Annotated in this window: 22 protein-coding genes; 3 read left to right on the top strand and 19 right to left on the bottom strand. The window is 69.8% G+C overall.

The annotated features are described in order from the left end of the window. Nucleotides 1-135: 135 nt before the first annotated feature. Genes trxA through HYV14_05310 form a run of 4 tightly spaced genes read right to left on the bottom strand, consistent with a single transcriptional unit; the run spans nt 136 to nt 2,812 of the window. Complete coding sequence (gene trxA / locus HYV14_05325) at nt 136-462, bottom strand: thioredoxin (GenBank protein ID MBI2385420.1); 327 nt, start codon at nt 460-462, stop codon at nt 136-138. 10 nt (nt 463-472) lie between these two features. Then, nucleotides 473-1,411: a trypsin-like peptidase domain-containing protein gene (locus HYV14_05320; GenBank protein MBI2385419.1), complete on the bottom strand. Its 939-nt coding sequence runs from the start codon at nt 1,409-1,411 to the stop codon at nt 473-475. A 25-nt stretch (nt 1,412-1,436) separates the two neighbouring features. Further along, complete coding sequence (locus tag HYV14_05315; protein MBI2385418.1) at nt 1,437-2,186, bottom strand: glucose 1-dehydrogenase; 750 nt, start codon at nt 2,184-2,186, stop codon at nt 1,437-1,439. 50 nt (nt 2,187-2,236) lie between these two features. Beyond that, nucleotides 2,237-2,812, bottom strand: coding sequence for a TetR/AcrR family transcriptional regulator (locus HYV14_05310; GenBank protein ID MBI2385417.1), 576 nt, complete (start codon nt 2,810-2,812; stop codon nt 2,237-2,239). Nucleotides 2,813-2,887: 75 nt separating this feature from the next. Between HYV14_05310 and HYV14_05305 the strand changes: the two genes are divergently transcribed. The 3 genes from HYV14_05305 to HYV14_05295 all read left to right on the top strand — a co-directional run bounded on the left by HYV14_05305 (nt 2,888) and on the right by HYV14_05295 (nt 5,083). Next, entirely contained in the window at nt 2,888-3,823 is a 936-nt protein-coding gene (locus HYV14_05305) for an FkbM family methyltransferase (GenBank protein ID MBI2385416.1), read from the top strand. 62 nt (nt 3,824-3,885) lie between these two features. Further along, nucleotides 3,886-4,641, top strand: a complete 756-nt coding sequence (locus HYV14_05300; protein ID MBI2385415.1) for a hypothetical protein — start codon at nt 3,886-3,888, stop codon at nt 4,639-4,641. Between the two features lie 67 nt (nt 4,642-4,708). Continuing rightward, nucleotides 4,709-5,083 carry a hypothetical protein gene (locus HYV14_05295; GenBank protein MBI2385414.1) on the top strand — a complete coding sequence of 125 codons (375 nt, stop codon included), beginning with the start codon at nt 4,709-4,711 and terminating at the stop codon, nt 5,081-5,083. Between the two features lie 61 nt (nt 5,084-5,144). On the opposite strand, the gene HYV14_05290 is transcribed toward HYV14_05295, so the two are convergent. From HYV14_05290 to sufB, 15 genes are all read right to left on the bottom strand, one after another. Further along, nucleotides 5,145-6,284, bottom strand: a complete 1,140-nt coding sequence (locus HYV14_05290; GenBank protein MBI2385413.1) for a PAS domain-containing protein — start codon at nt 6,282-6,284, stop codon at nt 5,145-5,147. After that, complete coding sequence (locus tag HYV14_05285; GenBank protein MBI2385412.1) at nt 6,281-6,766, bottom strand: YbhB/YbcL family Raf kinase inhibitor-like protein; 486 nt, start codon at nt 6,764-6,766, stop codon at nt 6,281-6,283. Before HYV14_05285 ends, HYV14_05290 begins: the two co-directional genes overlap by 4 nt. 41 nt (nt 6,767-6,807) lie before the next feature. Further along, entirely contained in the window at nt 6,808-7,989 is a 1,182-nt protein-coding gene (locus HYV14_05280; GenBank protein MBI2385411.1) for an FIST C-terminal domain-containing protein, read from the bottom strand. Further along, on the bottom strand, nt 7,986-9,545 hold the full coding sequence (locus HYV14_05275) for a hypothetical protein (GenBank protein ID MBI2385410.1): 1,560 nt from the start codon (nt 9,543-9,545) through the stop codon (nt 7,986-7,988). The genes HYV14_05280 and HYV14_05275 overlap by 4 nt, the downstream gene beginning before the upstream one ends. After that, a complete protein-coding gene (gene nadA, locus HYV14_05270) occupies nt 9,542-10,585 on the bottom strand; it encodes a quinolinate synthase NadA (protein MBI2385409.1) in 1,044 nt (347 codons plus the stop codon). Before nadA ends, HYV14_05275 begins: the two co-directional genes overlap by 4 nt. Next, a complete protein-coding gene (locus HYV14_05265) occupies nt 10,576-11,286 on the bottom strand; it encodes a glycerophosphodiester phosphodiesterase (GenBank protein ID MBI2385408.1) in 711 nt (236 codons plus the stop codon). The genes nadA and HYV14_05265 overlap by 10 nt, the downstream gene beginning before the upstream one ends. Beyond that, entirely contained in the window at nt 11,280-12,107 is an 828-nt protein-coding gene (locus HYV14_05260) for a PHP domain-containing protein (GenBank protein ID MBI2385407.1), read from the bottom strand. Before HYV14_05260 ends, HYV14_05265 begins: the two co-directional genes overlap by 7 nt. 180 nt (nt 12,108-12,287) lie before the next feature. Further along, on the bottom strand, nt 12,288-12,518 hold the full coding sequence (locus tag HYV14_05255; protein ID MBI2385406.1) for a NifU family protein: 231 nt from the start codon (nt 12,516-12,518) through the stop codon (nt 12,288-12,290). A gap of 13 nt (nt 12,519-12,531) precedes the next feature. Beyond that, nucleotides 12,532-12,999, bottom strand: coding sequence for an Rrf2 family transcriptional regulator (locus HYV14_05250; GenBank protein MBI2385405.1), 468 nt, complete (start codon nt 12,997-12,999; stop codon nt 12,532-12,534). 1 nt (nt 13,000) lies between these two features. After that, entirely contained in the window at nt 13,001-13,339 is a 339-nt protein-coding gene (locus HYV14_05245; protein MBI2385404.1) for a metal-sulfur cluster assembly factor, read from the bottom strand. Further along, nucleotides 13,336-13,782: an SUF system NifU family Fe-S cluster assembly protein gene (locus HYV14_05240; protein MBI2385403.1), complete on the bottom strand. Its 447-nt coding sequence runs from the start codon at nt 13,780-13,782 to the stop codon at nt 13,336-13,338. Before HYV14_05240 ends, HYV14_05245 begins: the two co-directional genes overlap by 4 nt. After that, on the bottom strand, nt 13,782-15,032 hold the full coding sequence (locus tag HYV14_05235) for a cysteine desulfurase (protein ID MBI2385402.1): 1,251 nt from the start codon (nt 15,030-15,032) through the stop codon (nt 13,782-13,784). Before HYV14_05235 ends, HYV14_05240 begins: the two co-directional genes overlap by 1 nt. A gap of 1 nt (nt 15,033) precedes the next feature. Next, nucleotides 15,034-16,206 carry a Fe-S cluster assembly protein SufD gene (gene sufD / locus HYV14_05230; protein MBI2385401.1) on the bottom strand — a complete coding sequence of 391 codons (1,173 nt, stop codon included), beginning with the start codon at nt 16,204-16,206 and terminating at the stop codon, nt 15,034-15,036. Further along, a complete protein-coding gene (gene sufC / locus HYV14_05225; GenBank protein ID MBI2385400.1) occupies nt 16,203-16,970 on the bottom strand; it encodes a Fe-S cluster assembly ATPase SufC in 768 nt (255 codons plus the stop codon). The genes sufD and sufC overlap by 4 nt, the downstream gene beginning before the upstream one ends. A gap of 1 nt (nt 16,971) precedes the next feature. Continuing rightward, nucleotides 16,972-17,868, bottom strand: an 897-nt coding sequence (gene sufB / locus HYV14_05220) for a Fe-S cluster assembly protein SufB (protein MBI2385399.1), incomplete at its 5' end; no start/stop codon positions are given.

Raw genomic sequence — 17,868 nt, 5'->3', positions numbered from 1 at the left:
GAACCCAATCGGTGAGCAGCCCTTTCTCAGATCGGCGCCGAAGGCGACGATCCTGGCCGCCCCCCGCGGGGGCGGCCATTCCGTTGGGGGGCAAATGCCGCTGCAGTGTGGCGGCCCGACTAATTGCTCAGGCTCCTAGGGCGCCAGCAAGGCGTCGAGCCTGGCCTTGATGACCGATTTCGGCTGGACGCCGACCAGCTGCTCGACGAGCTTGCCGCCCTTGAAGAACAGCAAGGTCGGGATCGCGGACACGCGGTAGACCGTCATCGTGTCCGAGTTCTCGTCGGTGTTGAGCTTGCCGACCACGGCCTTGCCGGCGTACTCCGCGGCCAGCTCCTCGACGACGGGGCCGAGCATGCGGCACGGGCCGCACCACGGCGCCCACAGGTCCACGAGCACCGGCTTGCTCGACTCCAGCACTTCTTTCCGGAACGACGCGTCCGTCAGGTTCAGTTCGGCCATAAAGCCTCCTTTAGAGTCTCGATTCACCCGGCGTCACCAGCAGGTCCTCGGCGCCGCGCTCGCGCACGACGGTCAGCCGCGCCGCGCGCCCGATCTTGTCCTCCGTGAGCGCCCGGTGCAGGTCGTCCACGGTCGCCACGGGCTTGCCCTCGTAGGCGATGAGCAGGTCCCCCTCCTCGACGCCGGCCTCCGCCGCGGGGCCGTCCGGCTCGACGGCGATCACCAGCACGCCCGACTCGGCCGACACGCCGAGCCGGCGCGCCAGGCCGCGCGGCACAGCGACGTTCTGGCCGCCCAGGCCCAGGAAGCCGCGCCGGATGCGGCCGTGCTCGATCAGGCGGCCGGCCACGTGCTTGGCCGTGTCGATCGGGATCGCGAAGCACAGTCCTTGCGCGGGCAGGATCACCGCCGAGTTGACGCCGACGACGCGCCCGCGCGAGTCGACGAGCGGCCCGCCGGAGTTGCCCGGGTTGAGCGCCGCGTCGGTCTGGATGATGTCGTCCATCAGGCGCCCCGACTCGGAGCGCAGCGAACGGCCGAGGGCGGAGACGACGCCCGCGGTGACGGAGTAGGAGAAGCCGTAGGGGTTGCCGATCGCGATCGCGACCTGGCCCGGCCGCAGGGACTTCGACTCCCCGAGCGCGAGCACGGGCAGGCCGTCGGCCTGCACGCGCACGACCGCGAGGTCGGTCGCCGGGTCGTCGCCGACGACCTCCGCCTGGAAGCGGCGGCCGTCGTGCAGGACGACGTCGAGCGCGCTCGCCCCGTGGACGACGTGGCTGTTCGTGAGGATGTAGCCGTTGGCCGTGAACACGAAGCCCGAGCCCGAGCCGCCGCGAGAGCCCTTGCGGGCCTCGATCTTGACCACCGCGGGACTCACCCGCGCGGCCACCTCCGACACCGTCTGAGAGTACGAGTCCAGCAGCGCGCCGCCGTTTTCCTGGTTCATAAGTTCTCCTGTTTCCGCGTCCCTTCTAGGGGGTCATGCCTCCGGCCGAGGTGATCGTCTGCCCCGTCACCCACCGGGCGTCCGAGGACGTGAGGAAGGAGACGATATCCGCGATGTCGTCCGGCTGCCCGATGCGTCCGAGCGGAGTACGCGAGATCATCTGCTTCTTGAAGGCGTCGTCGGCGACCGCGTTCATCAGGTCGGTCTCGACCGGCCCGGGCGCCACGCCGTTGACCGTCACGCCTCGAGGGCCGAGCTCCGAGGCCCAAACGCGCGTCAAGGCGTCGAGCGCGGCCTTGGTCGCGGAGTAGACCCCGGCTCCGGCCATCGAGCCCGCGCCCGCGATGGAGCTCACGTTGATCACGCGCCCGCCTTCTTCCGGAAAACGCGGGACGGCGGCCTGCGTCGTGAAGATCGGGCCGTTGACGTTGAGGTCGAACTGCGCGCGGACGTGCTTCTCGCTCACGCCCTCGAGCGGCACGAACTCCCCCCAGCCGGCGTTGTTGACGAGGATGTCGAGCCGCCCGTGCGCCTTGAAAGCCGCCTCGACGAAGGCCTTGGCCTGCTCGGGGACGGAGGCGTCGGCCTTGTGCGCCGAGGCCGCGCCCCCCGCTTTTCGAATGCGCGCGACCAGCGCCTCGGCCTCCTTCGCCGAGCGCGAATAGCTGATCGCGACCGCCGCGCCGTCCGCCGCGAGCCGCTCCGCGATCGCCGCGCCGATGCCGCGCGCCCCGCCCGTCACGGCGGCCGTCTTCCCCTCGAGTCTCTTGGTCATATTCCCTCTCCTTTAATTGAACGAACAGTCAATAATTACCGATAAAAAAATCAGTCCAGCGTCCTCAAGGCTTCGGCCGCGACGGCCTTGAGCTCCGCCCGGTCGCAGCCCGTGCGCCCCAGCGCGCGCAGCCCCAGCGCCGCGGCGAACAGGAACCGGGCCGAGGCCCGGGCCTCCCCGCGCGCCGTCACGCTCCCGTCGGCGCGCCCGCGCAGCACGGCCGCCAGCAGGGCCCCCTCGACGCGGCGCCGATTGTCCTCCACGCAGCGCGCGACGCGCTCGTCGTGGGCGGAGCGCTCCGTCGCGGCGTTGGCCAACAGGCAGCCGCAGGGATCGCCCGCCGCCTCCTCGATGACGATCGAGAAGAGCTTCTCGATGGCGGCCCGGCCCGTCCTCGCCGCGTTCAGCGTCCGCAGGAGGCTGACGTCCTTCGTGCCTTGATAGCGGCGCAGGGCGGCGAGGTACAGGGCGCGCTTGTCGCCGTAGGCGCCGTACAGGCTCGCGCGGCGAAGGCCGGTGGCCTTCTCCAGGTCCTCGACGGACGTGCCGTCGAAGCCCTTCCTGCGGAAGGTCTCCACGGCCTTGTCGAGGACGACGTCGCTGTCGAACGAGCGCGGGCGAGCCATACCGTCATTATAGACCGTTCAGTCAATAATGTCAAGCGCCGCGCGGAGGCGGGGCTTAATAGTAAAATCCGGCCGATGACCGACCATCTCGCCGAACGGCGCGCCCGCTTCCTCGCCCTCGCGGCCGACATTCCCGCGCGCTGCCGCCTCGTCGAGCGCAGCGAGGGGAACGCGCTGGCGCGCAAGCTCCGCAAGCTGGCCCTGTTCCGCGGGCGCTACGTGCGCTGGGCCGCCGCGCGCGCGGGCCTGCGCCCGGGCGTCGTCGAGCTTCCCCTTTTCTGGGGCGCGCGCATGCGCCTGCCCTACACCGACGACGCCGATTTCGTGACCTTCTACCTCGTGGGCGCGCCCGGCGGCCCCGAGTACAAGCTCGCGCGCTGGTTCATCCGGAACCTGAGGGCCGGGGACTCGTTCTACGACGCCGGCGCGAGCTACGGGTTCTACACCATGCTCGCCGGGGAGTTCATCGGCGCCGAGGGCGAAATCCACGCCTTCGAGCCGCTGCCCGAGATCCACGCGCGGCTGGCGGCCAACGCCCCCGGAGCGCGCGTCGTCAACGCCGCGCTGTGGGACCGCTCGGGGAAGGCGACGATGTTCCGCAACCCGATCAGCGAGTCGTTCAACACGCTGGAGGGCGAGGCCGCGGCCGCGACGGCGCCGCCGGGGACGACCGAGCTCGAGGTGGACTGCGTCACGCTCGACGCCTACGCGAAGGAGCACCGGCCGCCCACCGTCATCAAGATCGACGTCGAGGGCGGGGAGAAGCGGCTCCTCGCCGGCGGACTCGAGACCTTGCGCGCGTCCCGCCCCGCGATCGCGATGGAGATCTGGCCCGGAGTCAACGGAGAGAGGTTCTCGCTGCCGGCCTGCCGCGACCTGCTGTCCCTGGGCTACGCCGCCCACCGCCTCGACGAGGACGGCGCGGCCGTCCCCCTCGCCGCGGCCGACCTCCCGGAGTTCCTGCGGTCCCTGCCCGGCATCTGGGACAACCTCGTCTTCCTGCCGGCTTAACCGGATTCGAACCGGGACGCAACAACTCCTTAACGCCGGGCGGCTACAATCCTGATGCCGCCATGATAGACACCGAACGATCGCTCGAGACCGTCGTGCGACTCCAGGACGAGATCATGCGGGAGCGCGCCGAGGAGCTGAAGGAAGCGGCGCTCGCCGCCAAGACCCGCCTCGCCGAGCGCGAGGCGGCCCTCGCCCGCCTGCGCGAGCAGGTGGCGGCGCTCAAGGCCGCGCTGGCCCCCGCGCCCGCCCCGCGGCCGGCCCCGGCGCCCGTCGTCCGCGCGGAGACCCCCGCTCGGACCGCGCGCGTCGCGGCGCCCGCGGCGGCCGTCCCCGTCCGGACCGCGGCTTGGAGGCCGTACGCGCCGTACGCGGCGATCGCCGCCTGCGCCGTCCTCATCGAGCTCGGCGGCGCGCGCCTCCCCGCCCCCGCCGCGCCGGACCTCTCCGCCTTGGCCCATCCCGCGCCCGCCCCCGTCGCGAACGACCGGCCCGCCGCGAAAGGCGCGCCGGTCGTCACGGACGACGACCGCTCCGAGGAAGCCCTGCTGCTGGTGCACGAGTGGAAGCTGCCCGGAGACGAGAAGTCGCTCGGCGAGCGCCTCGGCGGCGAGCTCGATCTTCCGGGCGGACGCCCGTCGTGGACCGTCGAGCGCACCGGCGCCCACGGCTACCGGGTGACCTTCCAGCCCGCCGAGAAGGACCTGCCCTACTCCTTCGAGGCCGACATCGAGTCCCGCGTCGTCTGGCCCACGCCCGAGACGCAGGAGCTCCTGGCTCCGCGCTTCACCGCCGCCTTCCGCGACGCCGTGCGCTGACGCGAGCGCCTCGCCGCGAAGAAATTGTATCCTGGAGCCGGCTCGACCTCGAGCAGGAGACACCCTCATGAAGAAGACTTTCACTTTGCTCAGCCTCATCGCCGTCCTCGCGCTTCTCGCCGCGCGCGCCGGCGCGGACTGCGGTCATTGCGAGAAGGGCCACGACAAGAAGGACGCGGCCGGCAAGTCCTGCGAGATGGGCTGCCCGACGCACATGGCCGGCGCCGAGGTCTCGGTCGCCAACATCGCCGACGGCGTCACCGTCACCATCGTCACGAAGGACGCCGCCAAGGTCAAGGAGCTCCAGGAGAAGGCGGCCAAGCACTTCGCCAAGAAGGATAAGGCGGCGAAGGGCGCCGCGTACGCCTGCCCGATGGGCTGCGCGACCTCCGACAAGCCGGGCAAGTGCCCCAAGTGCAGGATGGAGATGAAGAAGCAGTAGAGGATCCATCGCCTCCCGGCCCTTCGGGCCGGGGAGCCCGACGCCGGACGCCCCATCATCCCTATATGAGGCGTCCGGCTTTCTTTTTCCCGGCCTTGCCGGCGGCGGCCGGCAGCAGGACCGTGAAGCGGGCGCCCTCGCCCTCCACGGACTCCGCCCAGACGTGCCCCCCGTGGCGGCGGACGACGGAGTGGACGATGGACAGCCCCAGGCCGCTGCCCCGCTTCTTCGAGGAGAAATAAGGATCGAAGATGCGGGTCAGGATCGCGGCCGGTATCCCGGGGCCGTCGTCGCGGACCGTGATCCGGACGTAGCGGCCCGGCTTCAGGTCGACCGCGGGCTCGGCCAGGACGTGGTTCTCGGCGCGGATCGCGACGGTCCCGCCGGCGGGCATCGCCTCGCGCGCGTTGACGAGGAGGTTGCCGAGGATCTGGGAGATCTGGGTCTCGTCGCCGTGGATGGCCCAGAGTCCCCGGGGCGCGTCCACCTCGTCGCGCACCCTCGACCCCTGGAGCACGAGTCGGGGCGCGCCGCGCAACAGGGGTCCGAGCGCGAAGACCCGGCGGACGGGCGTGCCCCCGTCGGCGAAGGTCAGCAGCTGATGGGCCAGGGCCCCCGCCTTCTCGCAGATCTTCCCCGCGTCGTCGAGGTGCTCGCGCGCGGCGCGGGAGGCCTTGACCTCATCCCTCAGCATCTCGAGGTTCGCTATGATCCCGGTCACGAGGTTGTTGAAGTCGTGGGCGATGCCGCCGGCGAGGAAGCCGAGCGACTCGAGGCTGCGGATCTTGAACAGCTCCTCCTCGGCCCGCTTCTTCTGGGCGGTGATCTCCGTGCAGAAGCCGCCCGTCGCGCGGACCTTCCCCTTCTCGTCGAGCAGCGGGAACTTCTCCGTGATGAACGACAGGACTCCGCCGGGCAGCGGGATCGTCTCCTCGAACTCGAGCGCCTCCCGGCGCTCGGCGACGAGGGCGTCCTGGGTCCGGAACAGGTCCGCCACCGTCTCGGGGAAGAGCTCGTGGTCCCGCTTGCCGAGGATGGCCGCGCGCGGAACGCCGGCGAGGGACTCGTAGCGCCGATTGACGTAGAGGTAGCGCCCGTCCAGGTCCTTGAGGTAGACGACGAGGCGCGTGCTGTCGAGCAGGCCGTCGAGGAAATCGCCGTGCGCGCCGCCGCCCTTCCCGGCGGTCCTGCGCGTCTTCACGCGCCCGGGCCGAAGCGCTCGAACAGGCCGATCAGCTCGGCGCGGCCCAGGACGTGCCCTTCCATGGCGCGGGCCACCTCGGACGCGGTCGCCCGGGGAGGCAGGCCCAGGGCCTTGTCCAGGGCGAAGAGCTTGAAGACGTACCGGTGAGGCTTGCCCGGAGGCGGGCAGGGACCGCCGTAGCCCACCCGGCTGAAGCTGTCCACTCCCCAGCTCGCGCCGTGCTTCGCCCCGCCCAGGACGCGCTCCGTCTTCGGCAGGTTCCCCGGCAGGCCGGCGAGGTCTCCCGAAAGGTCGTAGAGCACCCAATGGACCCACAGCCCCACGGGAGCGTCCGGGTCGTCCATGATCAAGGCGAAGCTCTTCGTCCCGGGCGGCGCGCCGGACCAATCCAGCTCCGGCGAGGGATCCTTCCCCTCGCAGGTGTGGAGCTTCGGGATCGTCTCCCCGTGCTTGAACGCCGGGCTCGTCAGCTTGAACATCGTTTTAAGGGCGGTCGCAACATTCCGGCCCGGGCGGGCCGCTATTTGATGAGGGCCAGGCTCGAGGTGTAGCCGTGGACGAAGTTGCGGCCGCCGACGGGACCGAACTCGCCGTTGGCGAAGAAGCCGGCCATCGGCACGGGGCCGCGCAAGGTCTGCACCAAGGTCGCGTCGTGGTCCGACTCTCCGTACAGGCCCTTGCCGCGGCCGCAGCAGGAGAAGAGCAGGGCGCCGCGGGGCGCGGCGTCGGTCTCGGGGAGCGCGCCCAGGAGCATCGAGAAGTCCTGATCGGAGGTGTGCGCGTCGCGCAGCTGGAACTGCAGGGTCTGGCCGCGGCGCAGGTTCGCGCCGAGGACGAGCGAGCCGGACTTGTCGTCGTAGCCGAGGAGGTTGCGGATGACGAAGTCGCCGCGGCGGAACTCCGAGCGGCCCTCGTTCATGACGAGGCCCGCGAACAGGGAGCTGCGCGCGAGGCGCTGATCCTCGGGCGTGCACTTCGACAGCGTCTCGCGCAGGACCTCGAGCGGGTTGCGCCCGCCGAGCTCGTGCAGGACGTTGCCCTCGGCCCTGGTCACGATCAGGGGATCGCCGATCGGGCGGCAGCCCTGCGCCACGACCGTCTGGATCTCGACGGGGCCGACGAGGGCGACGCCGGCCAGGCCCTGCGTCAGGACATGCGAGCCGAGCAGCAGCCAAGAGGGCTTGTGCAGGAGCAGGCCGCTGGCCATGCCCCCGATGAGGGGCGCGCCGGGATAAGCCTCGTTGAACAGCGCGGCCATGCGCTCGGGATCGGCGCTCGCCGGGTCGCCGAGGATCATGAACTTCGGGCTCTCGTTCGGATAGAGGTCGAGCTCCTTGACGAGCGCGGCCCCGTTCTCGAACCGGCCCAGCTCCGCCGGAGAAAAGGAGAAAGGCTGGACGCGCACGCCGGGCAGGCGCATGGCCAGGATCGAGACGCCGGGCGTCCGCTCGACCTCCTTTCGGCCGGCGATGACGCCGCTGGCGTTGCAGCCGAGGACGCGCAGGGGCGCCAAGCCCTTGGCGAGCAAGGTCGAGAACTCGGCGGGATCGAAGCCTTCGAACGCCTCGGAGACGAACACGAGCGCCAGGTCGCAGGGCCCGACGCCGAGCCGGGCGCGCGCCGCCTTCGCGGCGGCGGCGGCGGCCTTGCGCCAGTCCTTGTCGTCCGAGAAGCCCTCGGCGAAGCGCTTCGCCCCGCTCACCGGCTCTCCCCCTTCACGGCGTCGGCCACGGCGGCCACGCCCGGCGGCTCGGCCGCGTCCGCCAGGCGGCGCAGGTCCGGGCCGCAGCCGAAGACGCGCGGGTACGACTCGGCCTGAAGGCGGTGCGCGAGGATGTAGTCCTGGTCGTCGGGATCGACGAAGGAGATCACCTTGCGCGGAAGATAGAGGCGGTGCACCGCCGCGAGCAGGGCGTCCGCCTTCGGCTCCCCCGGCCGGCCGACGAGCTCGAAATCCAGGCGGCCGCGCGCGTGCAGGTCGGCGACGCGCGCCAGCCCGGCGAGGGAGGGGGCGCCGTCGGGGCACGCATTCCAGGCGCCCCGCAGGCCCCACTCGAGCCAGCGCCGGTAGTTGTGGTTGCCCTTGAGGTGATGCATGCGGCGGCAGACCTCCAGGGCGGCGGCGTTCAGCGCCGGGTCCACGCGCGGCTCGCGCAGGATCGCCGGGTCGCCGGCGCGGGAGATCCGGTCGAGGAAGCCGCCCGACTCCCGCTCCCAGAGCTCCTGGAAGAGGAAGCGCAGCATCGCGTCCGCGAACTCCCGGTGCGCCTTCATGCCGGTCGCGAGGAAGCCGTCGGTGAAGGCGAGCGCCGTCGCCGCGGCGTCGCCGAGGAGGCCGACCACGGACTCCCCGTCGCCGCCGGCCGAATGCTGGAGGCCGAGGACGGGATCGTAGAGGCGCGTCTGCAGGAAGCTCAGGGCCTTCATCGCGGCCTCGCCGGCGCCGGGATGGCCGTAGGCGTGGGCGCGGAGCAGAGCGGAGGCGGCCAGCGCGTTGCCGTCGGCCGGGTACACGGCGGGCTCCCGCTTGCCGGCGCGGCGGAAGGCGCCCGCGCCCGAGTCCCACAAGGAGCGGAGCAGGTGGTCGCTGACGGCGGCCGCGGCGTCGCGCCAGCGGGCCTCGCCCGTCAGCGCGTGAGCGTCCCAGAACAGCGACGCCCAGCGGGCGTGCAGGGAGAGCGGCGAGCCGACGCCCGAGAGGAAGGCGCGGGCCGCGGGGTCCCACCCGGCCCAGCGCACCTCGAGCGCCTTCGTCATCCGGGCGCGGGCCGCGGCGTCGCCGCGCTCGCCCGCCGCGTGCAGAAGGGCCTCGACGAGCTCCGGGTCGGCCTCGGCGGGAAGGCCGGCGAGCCCGGCGAACACGGCGGAGACCTTCGCCTCGTCGGGAGCCGCGGAGAGCTCCGTCGAGCGCACCGCCCCGGTCCAGGCCGCGCGGGCCGGGGCGTCGGGACGCAGCGGCGTGACCGCCTCCAGGGCCAGCAAGGCGAGCTCCTCGTCCAGGCCGTCGGAGGGCAGCGGAAGGACCGCTCGCCGCGCCCCGTCCGGATCGAGGACCACCGCGTGGCCGGCGCCGATGCGCGCGGCCGCGTCGGGCCTCGTCTCGGGATCGGCCAGCACGGCCACGAAGCGGCGGGAGATCTCGCCCTCGGCGGCCTTGAGCTGCTCGGGCGGGAGCGGCCCGATCGCGGCGAGGATCGGCAGGCCTTGCGCCTTGGCGCGGGCGAACGCCTCCGCCGACCAGGACACCCAGGAGCTCACGCCGCCGCCTTGTCGTCGGCGAGCTCGAACATGCGCTCGATCGGGCGCAGCGCCCGGGCGGCGACGGCCGCGGGCACCTCGATGCGCTGGGACGCCGTCGGGCGTTCCAGGGCCGAGAGCACCCGCTCCAGGGTCACGGCCTTCATGTGCGGGCACAGGCGGCACATCGGGACGAACGTCTTATCCGGGAACTTCGTGCGCGCGAGGTCGCCGAGGCCGCACTCGGTGATGAGCATGTAGGAGGACGCCTTGTGGTCGTCCACCCACTTCATCATGTCGCCGGTGCCGCCGATGTAGTCGACGACGCTCGTCAGCGCCGGGGTGCATTCGAAATGGGCGAGGATCCTCACGCCGGGGTACATCTTGCGGTAGAACTCGACCGACGCCGCGTCGAAGTTGTCGTGCACGATGCACGAACCTTCCCAGATGATCAGGTCCTTGCCGATCGTCTTGCCGAGCTCCTTGGCGAGGTTCCTGCCCATCATCGCGTCGGGGGCGAAGATGACCTTCTCGTGCTCCTCATAGAGCTTGCGCATGATCTTCGGCGCGTTCGCGCTCGTGACGACGACGTCGCACTCGGCCTTCACCGCCGCGGTGGTGTTGATGTACACGACCACCGGAGCGCCCGGGTGCTTTTTCTTCAGCGCCCGAACGTCGGCCGCCGTTATGGATTCGGACAGAGAGCACCCCGCCTCCGGGGCCGGCAGCAGGACCTCTTTATCCGGGCTCAGGATCTTGGCCGTCTCCGCCATGAAGCGGACGCCGCAGAAGACGATGGTCTTCGCGTCGGAAGCCGCGCCGAGCTTCGCCAGCTTGTACGAGTCGCCGACGAAGTCGGCCACGCCGAGGAGGATCTCCGGCCGCTGGTAGACGTGCGCCGGGATGACGGCCTTCTTCTCCTTCTTGAGCCGGTTGATCCTCCAGGTCAGGCGCGCGGCGCGCTCGAGCTCCTCGTCGCGATAGCCGAGGCCGGCCAGCCCCTTGTCGGCGAGACGGGCGGCTTCGTTCTCGAGCTCGGACTCGGTCGGGTTCAGCGCCACAGGTTCAGCTCCGGGTAATTGCAGAAGATGCCGTCCACGCCGAGCTTGTTCAGCCGGTCGCGCTCGACGGGCGTATTGACCGTGTAGACGAGGATCTTTCGTTCGCGGTCGTGAGCCGCCTTGACCGTGCGCGCCAAAGTCTGGCGCACGCTGAGGTTGAGGCTCTCGGCGTCGATGTCCTTCATCTCTCGCAGCGCGGTCTGCAGGGTCGTCAGGCCTAAAAGGTAGCCGATGCGCACCTTCTCGTCGAGCGAGCGCACCGAGTACAGGGCGGCGTGGTCGAAGCTCGAGACGACCGTGCGGGCCGAGGCGCCGCGCTTGTGGATCAGGTCCACCACGCGTTCCTCGATGCCGGGATAGACGGAGGAGCCGCGCTTGATCTCGACGTGGAGCTCGACCGACGGCGGCAGGATGTCGAAGACGTCCTCGAGCCGAGGAAGCCGCTCTCCGGTGAACTCCTTGCCGAACCAGGAGCCGACGTCGACGCGCGCGAGGTCGTCCCAATGCAGGTTCTTGATGCGGCGCTTGTCGCGGCCGCAGCGCTTGAGGTCGTCGTCGTGAGCGACGACGAGCTCGTGGTCGAGGGTCTGGTGGACGTCGAGCTCGATGGCGGGCGCCCCCATCGCGAGGGCGCGCAGGAAGGCCGCCATCGTGTTCTCGGGCGCGTGGCCGCTGGCTCCGCGGTGGGCGATGACTAGCATTTCTCTATCCGTTCCATGACGGCGGCGTAGGCGGCGTCATCATACTCGATTCCGAGACGCTCTTCCCGGCCGGTGTTCGGGCCGTGGAAGTCCGAGCCGCCGACCGCCAGAAGACCCTTGCTCTTGGCCCAGTCGCCGTAGGTCCGGACCTGCGAGGGCGTATGCCCCGAGTAATTGACCTCGACGCCCTGAAGGCCGGAGCGGAAGAGCTCGTCGAGCTCGTTCTCCTTGCCCGCGGTCTGCGGATGCGCGAGGCAGGCGGTCCCGCCGGCGTCGCGGATCAGCGCGATCGCCTCGGCCGGGCTCGGTCCCATCGACTCGACGTAGCCGGGCTTGCCCCTGATCAGGAAGCGCTCGAAGGCCTCCTTGCGGCTGCGGACGACGCCGAGGCGGCGCAGCGCGTCGGCGACGTGCGGACGGCCGAGGGTCTCGTGCGCTCCGGCCCGGACGTCGGCGAACTCGATGGCGATGCCCAGCGCGCGCAGGTTCTCGACGATGCGCTTCGAGCGCACGGCGCGGCGCTCGCGGAACTCCGCCAGGCGCTCGGCGAAGCCGGGCGAGACGGGATCGATGCCGTAGCCCAGGATATGGACCCGGTCGGCGGCGCCCTCGCCGGCGCAGTTGATCTCGATGCCGAGGCGGACGGACAGCCCTTCCGCCTCCGCGGCGGCGAACAGCTCCGGCCCGCCGGAGACGCTGTCGTGGTCGGTCAGCGTCAGCAGCTCGACGCCGTTCTTGACCGCGCGCGAGACGAGCTCCGCCGGGGTCAGAGTCCCGTCGGAGAAGATCGAATGGCAGTGCAGCTCGACGCGTTTAGACAATCGGGTGACGTCTCCGGCACGTTATCTTTAGAAACGAACGAATGAACCACAAAGACACGAAGGCGCTAAGAACGGATGAATGGTCGGGGACTATCCTTGAGGATAGTCGGCCAAATCGCGGCAAACCAAAAAACTTCGTGACTTGGTGTCTTTGTGGTTCGCCGTCCGCCGTTCCCCGGATCAGACCGCGACGACTTCCTTGATCTCGGGGATCTCCTGCCGGACCATCCGCTCGACGCCGCCCTTCAGCGTCGCCGTGGAGCTGGGGCACGAGCCGCAGGCTCCGTGCAGGCTCACCTTCACGATGCCCGCGGCCTCGTCGACCGAGACCAAGGAGATGTCGCCGCCGTCGGACTGGATGTAAGGGCGGATCTTCTCCAGCACCTTCTCGACGCGTTCCTGGATCGTCATAAATCCCTCCTTCCTACTTTCCCGGCGCCAGCTTCTCGAGCCAAGCCGGCGCCGCGCCGCAGGCGCCCGTCTTCTGCTCGAGGATCGCGGCCAAGGTCACGCCCTCGAAGTAGCGCGTCACGATCTCGCCGAGCTTGGTCCACACGGGCGAGATCGCGCACTGCCCCTGATGGCGGCAGTCCTTCGATCCCGCGTCGTAGCGCTCGCACACTTCCTCGAATACGGCCCCGTCCACGGCGCGCACCACCTGCTCGATCGTGATCTCGCGCGGCGGGCGCGACAGCGAGTAGCCGCCGGCGCTGCCCCGATGGCTCGTCACCAGCCCCGCACGGCGCAGTTTTACCAAAATCTGGCTCACATAGTCGGCGGGAACGTTGTCGGTCTCCGCCAGGCGCTCGGCCGGGACGGGGGCCTTGCCGTGCTCCGCCGCCAAGGTCACCATCAGGCGCGTCGCGTATTCGATCGAGCTCGTGATCCTCATATCAGTACAGCCCCAGCTGCTCCTTCGCGTCCTCGGTGGCCATCGTGCGCGGGTCCCAGCCCGGCGTGAAGGTCAGGTCCACGTCGACGTCCTTGATGCCCGGGAGCTTCGTCAAAGCGGTGTGCGCCGCGGCGAGGAGCATCGGCCCGTAAGGGCAGGCGGGCGAGGTCAGGCTCATGCGCACCTTGACCGAGCGGCCCTTGGGCGATTGGCCGAACTCGGCGCCGTAGACGAGGCCGAGGTCCACGATGCTGATGTGGATCTCGGGGTCGACGACGGGCTTGAGCGCCTCGCCGACCTGCTTGAACGTAGCCTCCGCGGCGGTCTCGGTCTTGCTCATGATTTGGCCGCCTCGAATCCCTGCATGACGGTGTTCCAGCCCAAGGTCGCGCACTTGACCCGCAGCGGGAACTTGCGCACCCCCTCCAGGCTCGCGAGCTGCTCCAGCTCCGGAGGCAGGCCCGCCGCGTCGCCGTTCTCGAGCATCAGCTTCTTGAACGCGGCCACGAGCGCCTTCGCCTTCGCGATGTCGGCGCCCTCGAGGGCCTCGGCCATCATCGCCGCGGAGGCCTGGCTGATCACGCAGCCGTGGCCGGCGTAACGCAGCTTCGCCACCTTGCCGTCCGTCAGCACGGCCGTGATCTCGAGCTCGTCGCCGCAGACGGGATTGATGCCGTGCGCGCGAAGGTCCGCCGGGTCGCACTTGCCCTTGCGGGTCGAGGACCGGAAATAATCGAGTAGAACCTCGCGATAGAGGTCCTGCAGCTCCGCGTCGCCTTCCATCAGTGCACCCCCGCCTTCGGCTTGACCTTGAAGAAATCGAGGGTGCGCTTCAGCGCCCGCGCGAACGCCTCGACGTCCGACTCGTCATTATAGAGATAAAAGCTCGCCCGCGCCGTCCCGCCGCACTGGAGCTTGTGCATCAAGGGCTGGCAGCAGTGATGGCCGACCCGGACCGCCACCCCCTCCAGGTCGAAGGCCGTGCCGACGTCGTGAGGGTGGAGCCCCGGGACGTTGAAGGAAACGACCCCGGACCGCTTATCGGGGTCCGAGGGACCGAGCACCGTCATGCCCTCCGCCTCCAGGATCGTCCGCGTCTTCTCGGCCAGCGCGTGCTCGTGCGCGGAGATGTTCTCGAGGCCGACGGCCGTCAGATAGTCGAGCGCCGGGCCGAACGCGGCCTGGTCGGCGTAGTTGGGCGTGCCCGCCTCGAACTTGTAGGGCAGGACGTTCCACGTGGTCTTCTCGAGCGTCACGCGCGAGATCATGTCGCCGCCGCCGAGGAACGGGTCCATCGCCTCGAGGAGCTCCTCGCGGCCCCAGAGCACGCCGACGCCGGTCGGCCCGAGCATCTTGTGGGCGGAGAAGGAGACGAAGTCCGCGCCCCAGGTCTTGAGGTCCATCGGGCGATGCGGGGCCCACTGGCAGGCGTCGACGGAGACGACCGCGCCGGCGGCCTTGCCGAGCTTGATGAGCTCGAGCACCGGGTTGACCGTCCCGATGGCGTTCGACAAAGCGGTGAAGGTGAAGAGCTTGGGGCCCCTGGCGAGCGCCGCCTTGACCTTGGCCAGGTCGAGCGTGCCGTCGAGCTCGACGGGCACGAACTCGAGCTTGATCCCGCGCTCGGCGGCGAGCAGCTGCCAGGGCACGATGTTGGAGTGGTGCTCCATCTCGGTCGACAGCACCGTGTCGCCGGCCTTCAGGAACTTCCGGGCCCAGGCGTGGGCGATCAGGTTGAGCGACTCGGTGGCGTTGCGGGTGAAGATCAAAGTCTCGGGCTTGGGCGCGCCGACGAACGCGGCGAGCTTGGTCCGGGCCTCCTCGGCCATGTTCGTGGATTCTTCCGACAGGGAGTGCACGCCGCGGTGCACGTTGGCGTTGTGGTTCTCGTAGAAGTCGGCCAGATACTCGATGACCTGGCGCGGCTTCTGGGTGGTCGCCGCGTTGTCGAGGTAGGCGAGCGGCTTGCCGCGCACGAGGCGCTTCAAGATCGGGAAATCCTCGCGGAGCTTCTTCGCGTTCAGGGCGGCCATATCAATGATGCTCCTTGGGCATGCGCCCGTGCAACGCGTCGGCCAACGCAAGCTTCAGCGGCTCGAGCGCGATGCGGTCGATCATCTCCGAGCCGAAGGCGTAGATGAGGAGGCGGCGGGCCTCGTCGGCGCCGATGCCGCGGGACTGGAGGTAGAACAGCGCCTCGAGGGACATCTGGCCGACGGCCCCGCCGTGCTTGCAGGAGACGTCGTCGGCGAGGATCTTGAACTCGGGATTCGTGTTGACGCGGGCGTCCTCGGAGAGCAGGAGGTTCTTGTTGTAGACCTGCGCGTCGGTCTTCTGCGCGCCGGGCTTGACCCAGATCAGGCCGTCGAACACGAAGCGCGCCTTGTCGTCGATGACGGCTTTATAGAGCGCGCGGGTGGTGCCGCCCACCGCGATGTGCTCCACGAGCGCGTGGTGGTCGGCGAACTCCGTCCCGCCGAGCAGGGCCAGGCCGTTGAGGGTGCACTCGGCGCCCTCGCCCTCGATGCGCACGCGCAGGTCCTCGCGCGCGAACAGGCCGCCGAGGTTCAGCGCGTGGGACTCGTAGCGCGCCCGGGAGGCCAGCGACACCTCGAGGCCGAGCGTCAGGCGGCCCTGCGCGCCCTCGCGGACGACGCGGTGATGGCGCAAAAAGGAGCCCTCACCGAGTTCCACCTGAGACCGGACGTTCTTCCACGACGGCGCGTCGCCGAAGGACAAGGTCTCCTCCACCAGCTCCGCCGAGGCGCCGGGCTCGAGAACGACGAGCACTCGCGCTTGCGAGGATTCGGCGACCGACGACGCTTCCGAGATATGGACGAGATGGATGGGCCGGTCGGCGCGCGCATGGCGCGCGACGCGGACGACGAAGCCGTCGCGCGCGACGGAAGCCTCCGCGGCGAGCGGCATGCCGGCCGGGGCGGGGCGGTCCAGCATCTCGTCGAGGTCGGAGCCCTGCGACAGCGGCTCGACCGTCACGCCGTCGGGCAGCTTGAGCACCGCGTGCTTGGCCTCCCAGCGTCCGTTGACGAGCGCCGCGCGGTGGAACCCGACGGGGCACAACACGCGGCCGCCGAGCGGCTCGAGGCGCGCCGGCACGCCGGCGGGCTTGAAGTCCGGGCCCGTGAGGACGGCGGCGGGGGTGTACCGCCAGCTTTCCTTCTGGGCGGCGAGGTCTTCGGCGATCATGCCGCCACCTTTGGCACGGAGCCGGAATCCTCGATCCAGCCGTAACCCTTCTTCTCGAGCTCGAGCGCGAGCTCCTTGCCGCCGGACTTGATGATCCGTCCGCCGGACAGGACGTGGACGAAATCGGGGACGATGTAGTCGAGCAGGCGCTGGTAGTGCGTGACCACGACGAAGGCGCGCTTGGAGTCGCGCATGCGGTTGACGCCCGCGGCCACGACCTTGAGGGCGTCGATGTCGAGGCCGGAGTCGGTCTCGTCGAGGAGCGCCAGCTTCGGCTCGAGCACCGCGAGCTGCAGCACCTCGTTGCGCTTCTTCTCGCCGCCGGAGAAGCCCTCGTTGACCGAGCGGTTCAGGAAAGCCGGGTCCATCTCGACGGACTGGGCCTTCTCCTTGACGAACTTGAGGAAGGCGCCCGCGTCCATCTCGGGCTCGCCGCGATGCTTGCGCATGGCGTTGTAGGCGGCCTTGAGGAAGTACTTGTTCGACACGCCGGGGATCTCGACGGGATACTGGAAGGCGAGGAACACGCCCTCGCGCGCGCGGATCTCGGGCTCCATGGCCAGAAGGTCCTTGCCCTCGTACTCCGCCGCGCCCTCGGTGACCGTGTAGCCCGGGCGCCCGGCGAGGATGTACGACAGGGTCGACTTGCCGGACCCGTTCGGTCCCATGATCGCGTGGACCTCGCCGGCCTTGACCGACAGGCTCAGGCCCTTGAGGATGGCCTTTTCGCCGACCTTCGCGTGCAGATCCGTGATTTTCAGCATATCAGCCGACGCTCCCTTCCAGAGAAATGTTCATGAGCTTGTGCGCCTCGACGGCGAACTCCAGGGGGAGCTCGTTGAAGACCTGCTTGCAGAAGCCGTTGACGATCATCCCGACCGCGTCCTCGGCCGACAGGCCGCGCTGGCGGAGATAGAAGAGCTGGTCCTCGCCGATCTTGGAGGTCGAGGCCTCGTGCTCGAGCGTCGCCGAGGTGTTGCCGACCTCGATGTACGGGAAGGTATGCGCCCCGCACTTGTCGCCGAGGAGAAGCGAGTCGCATTGCGAGTAATTGCGCGCGCCCTGGGCCGACTTGGCGATCCGCACCTGTCCGCGATAGGCGTTCTGCCCGTGTCCGGCCGATATCCCCTTCGAGATGATGGTCGATCTCGTGTTCTTGCCGATGTGGATCATCTTGGTCCCGGTATCGGCTTGCTGGTAGTGGTTCGCCAGCGCCACGGAGTAGAACTCCCCGACCGACTCGTCGCCGAGCAGGATGCACGAGGGGTACTTCCACGTGATCGCCGAGCCCGTCTCCACCTGCGTCCAGGAGATCTTCGAGCGGGCGCCGGCGCATTTGCCGCGCTTGGTCACGAAGTTGTAGATGCCGCCCTTGCCGTTCTTGTCGCCCGGGTACCAGTTCTGGATGGTCGAGTACTTGATCGACGCGTCGTCGTGGGCCACGAGCTCGACGACGGCGGCATGCAGCTGGTTCTCGTCGCGCATCGGCGCCGTGCAGCCCTCGAGGTAGCTGACCTGCGCGCCCTCGTCGGCGACGATCAAGGTGCGCTCGAACTGGCCGGTGTCCTTGGCGTTGATGCGGAAGTAGGTCGAGAGCTCCATCGGGCACTTGACGCCTTTGGGGATGTAGCAGAACGAGCCGTCGGAGAAGACGGCGGAGTT

It is taken from the genome of Elusimicrobiota bacterium (assembly GCA_016182905.1).
In the GTDB taxonomy this organism is placed as follows: Bacteria; Elusimicrobiota; Elusimicrobia; order UBA1565; family UBA9628; genus GWA2-66-18.
The sequence above is the reverse complement of the archived record's forward strand: the minus strand, read 5'-3'. Positions and strand labels throughout refer to the sequence as shown.

Coding starts and splice junctions, on each gene's coding strand:
- sufC (MBI2385400.1), bottom strand. CDS start 16,970: ATGCTGAAAATCACGGATCTGCACGCGAAGGTCGGCGAAAAGGCCATC.
- trxA (MBI2385420.1), bottom strand. CDS start 462: ATGGCCGAACTGAACCTGACGGACGCGTCGTTCCGGAAAGAAGTGCTG.
- HYV14_05310 (MBI2385417.1), bottom strand. CDS start 2,812: ATGGCTCGCCCGCGCTCGTTCGACAGCGACGTCGTCCTCGACAAGGCC.
- HYV14_05245 (MBI2385404.1), bottom strand. CDS start 13,339: ATGAGCAAGACCGAGACCGCCGCGGAGGCTACGTTCAAGCAGGTCGGC.
- HYV14_05235 (MBI2385402.1), bottom strand. CDS start 15,032: ATGGCCGCCCTGAACGCGAAGAAGCTCCGCGAGGATTTCCCGATCTTG.
- HYV14_05315 (MBI2385418.1), bottom strand. CDS start 2,186: ATGACCAAGAGACTCGAGGGGAAGACGGCCGCCGTGACGGGCGGGGCG.
- HYV14_05305 (MBI2385416.1), top strand. CDS start 2,888: ATGACCGACCATCTCGCCGAACGGCGCGCCCGCTTCCTCGCCCTCGCG.
- HYV14_05320 (MBI2385419.1), bottom strand. CDS start 1,411: ATGAACCAGGAAAACGGCGGCGCGCTGCTGGACTCGTACTCTCAGACG.
- HYV14_05265 (MBI2385408.1), bottom strand. CDS start 11,286: ATGCTAGTCATCGCCCACCGCGGAGCCAGCGGCCACGCGCCCGAGAAC.
- HYV14_05250 (MBI2385405.1), bottom strand. CDS start 12,999: ATGAGGATCACGAGCTCGATCGAATACGCGACGCGCCTGATGGTGACC.
- HYV14_05295 (MBI2385414.1), top strand. CDS start 4,709: ATGAAGAAGACTTTCACTTTGCTCAGCCTCATCGCCGTCCTCGCGCTT.
- sufD (MBI2385401.1), bottom strand. CDS start 16,206: ATGATCGCCGAAGACCTCGCCGCCCAGAAGGAAAGCTGGCGGTACACC.
- HYV14_05300 (MBI2385415.1), top strand. CDS start 3,886: ATGATAGACACCGAACGATCGCTCGAGACCGTCGTGCGACTCCAGGAC.
- HYV14_05240 (MBI2385403.1), bottom strand. CDS start 13,782: ATGGAAGGCGACGCGGAGCTGCAGGACCTCTATCGCGAGGTTCTACTC.
- HYV14_05285 (MBI2385412.1), bottom strand. CDS start 6,766: ATGTTCAAGCTGACGAGCCCGGCGTTCAAGCACGGGGAGACGATCCCG.
- HYV14_05255 (MBI2385406.1), bottom strand. CDS start 12,518: ATGACGATCCAGGAACGCGTCGAGAAGGTGCTGGAGAAGATCCGCCCT.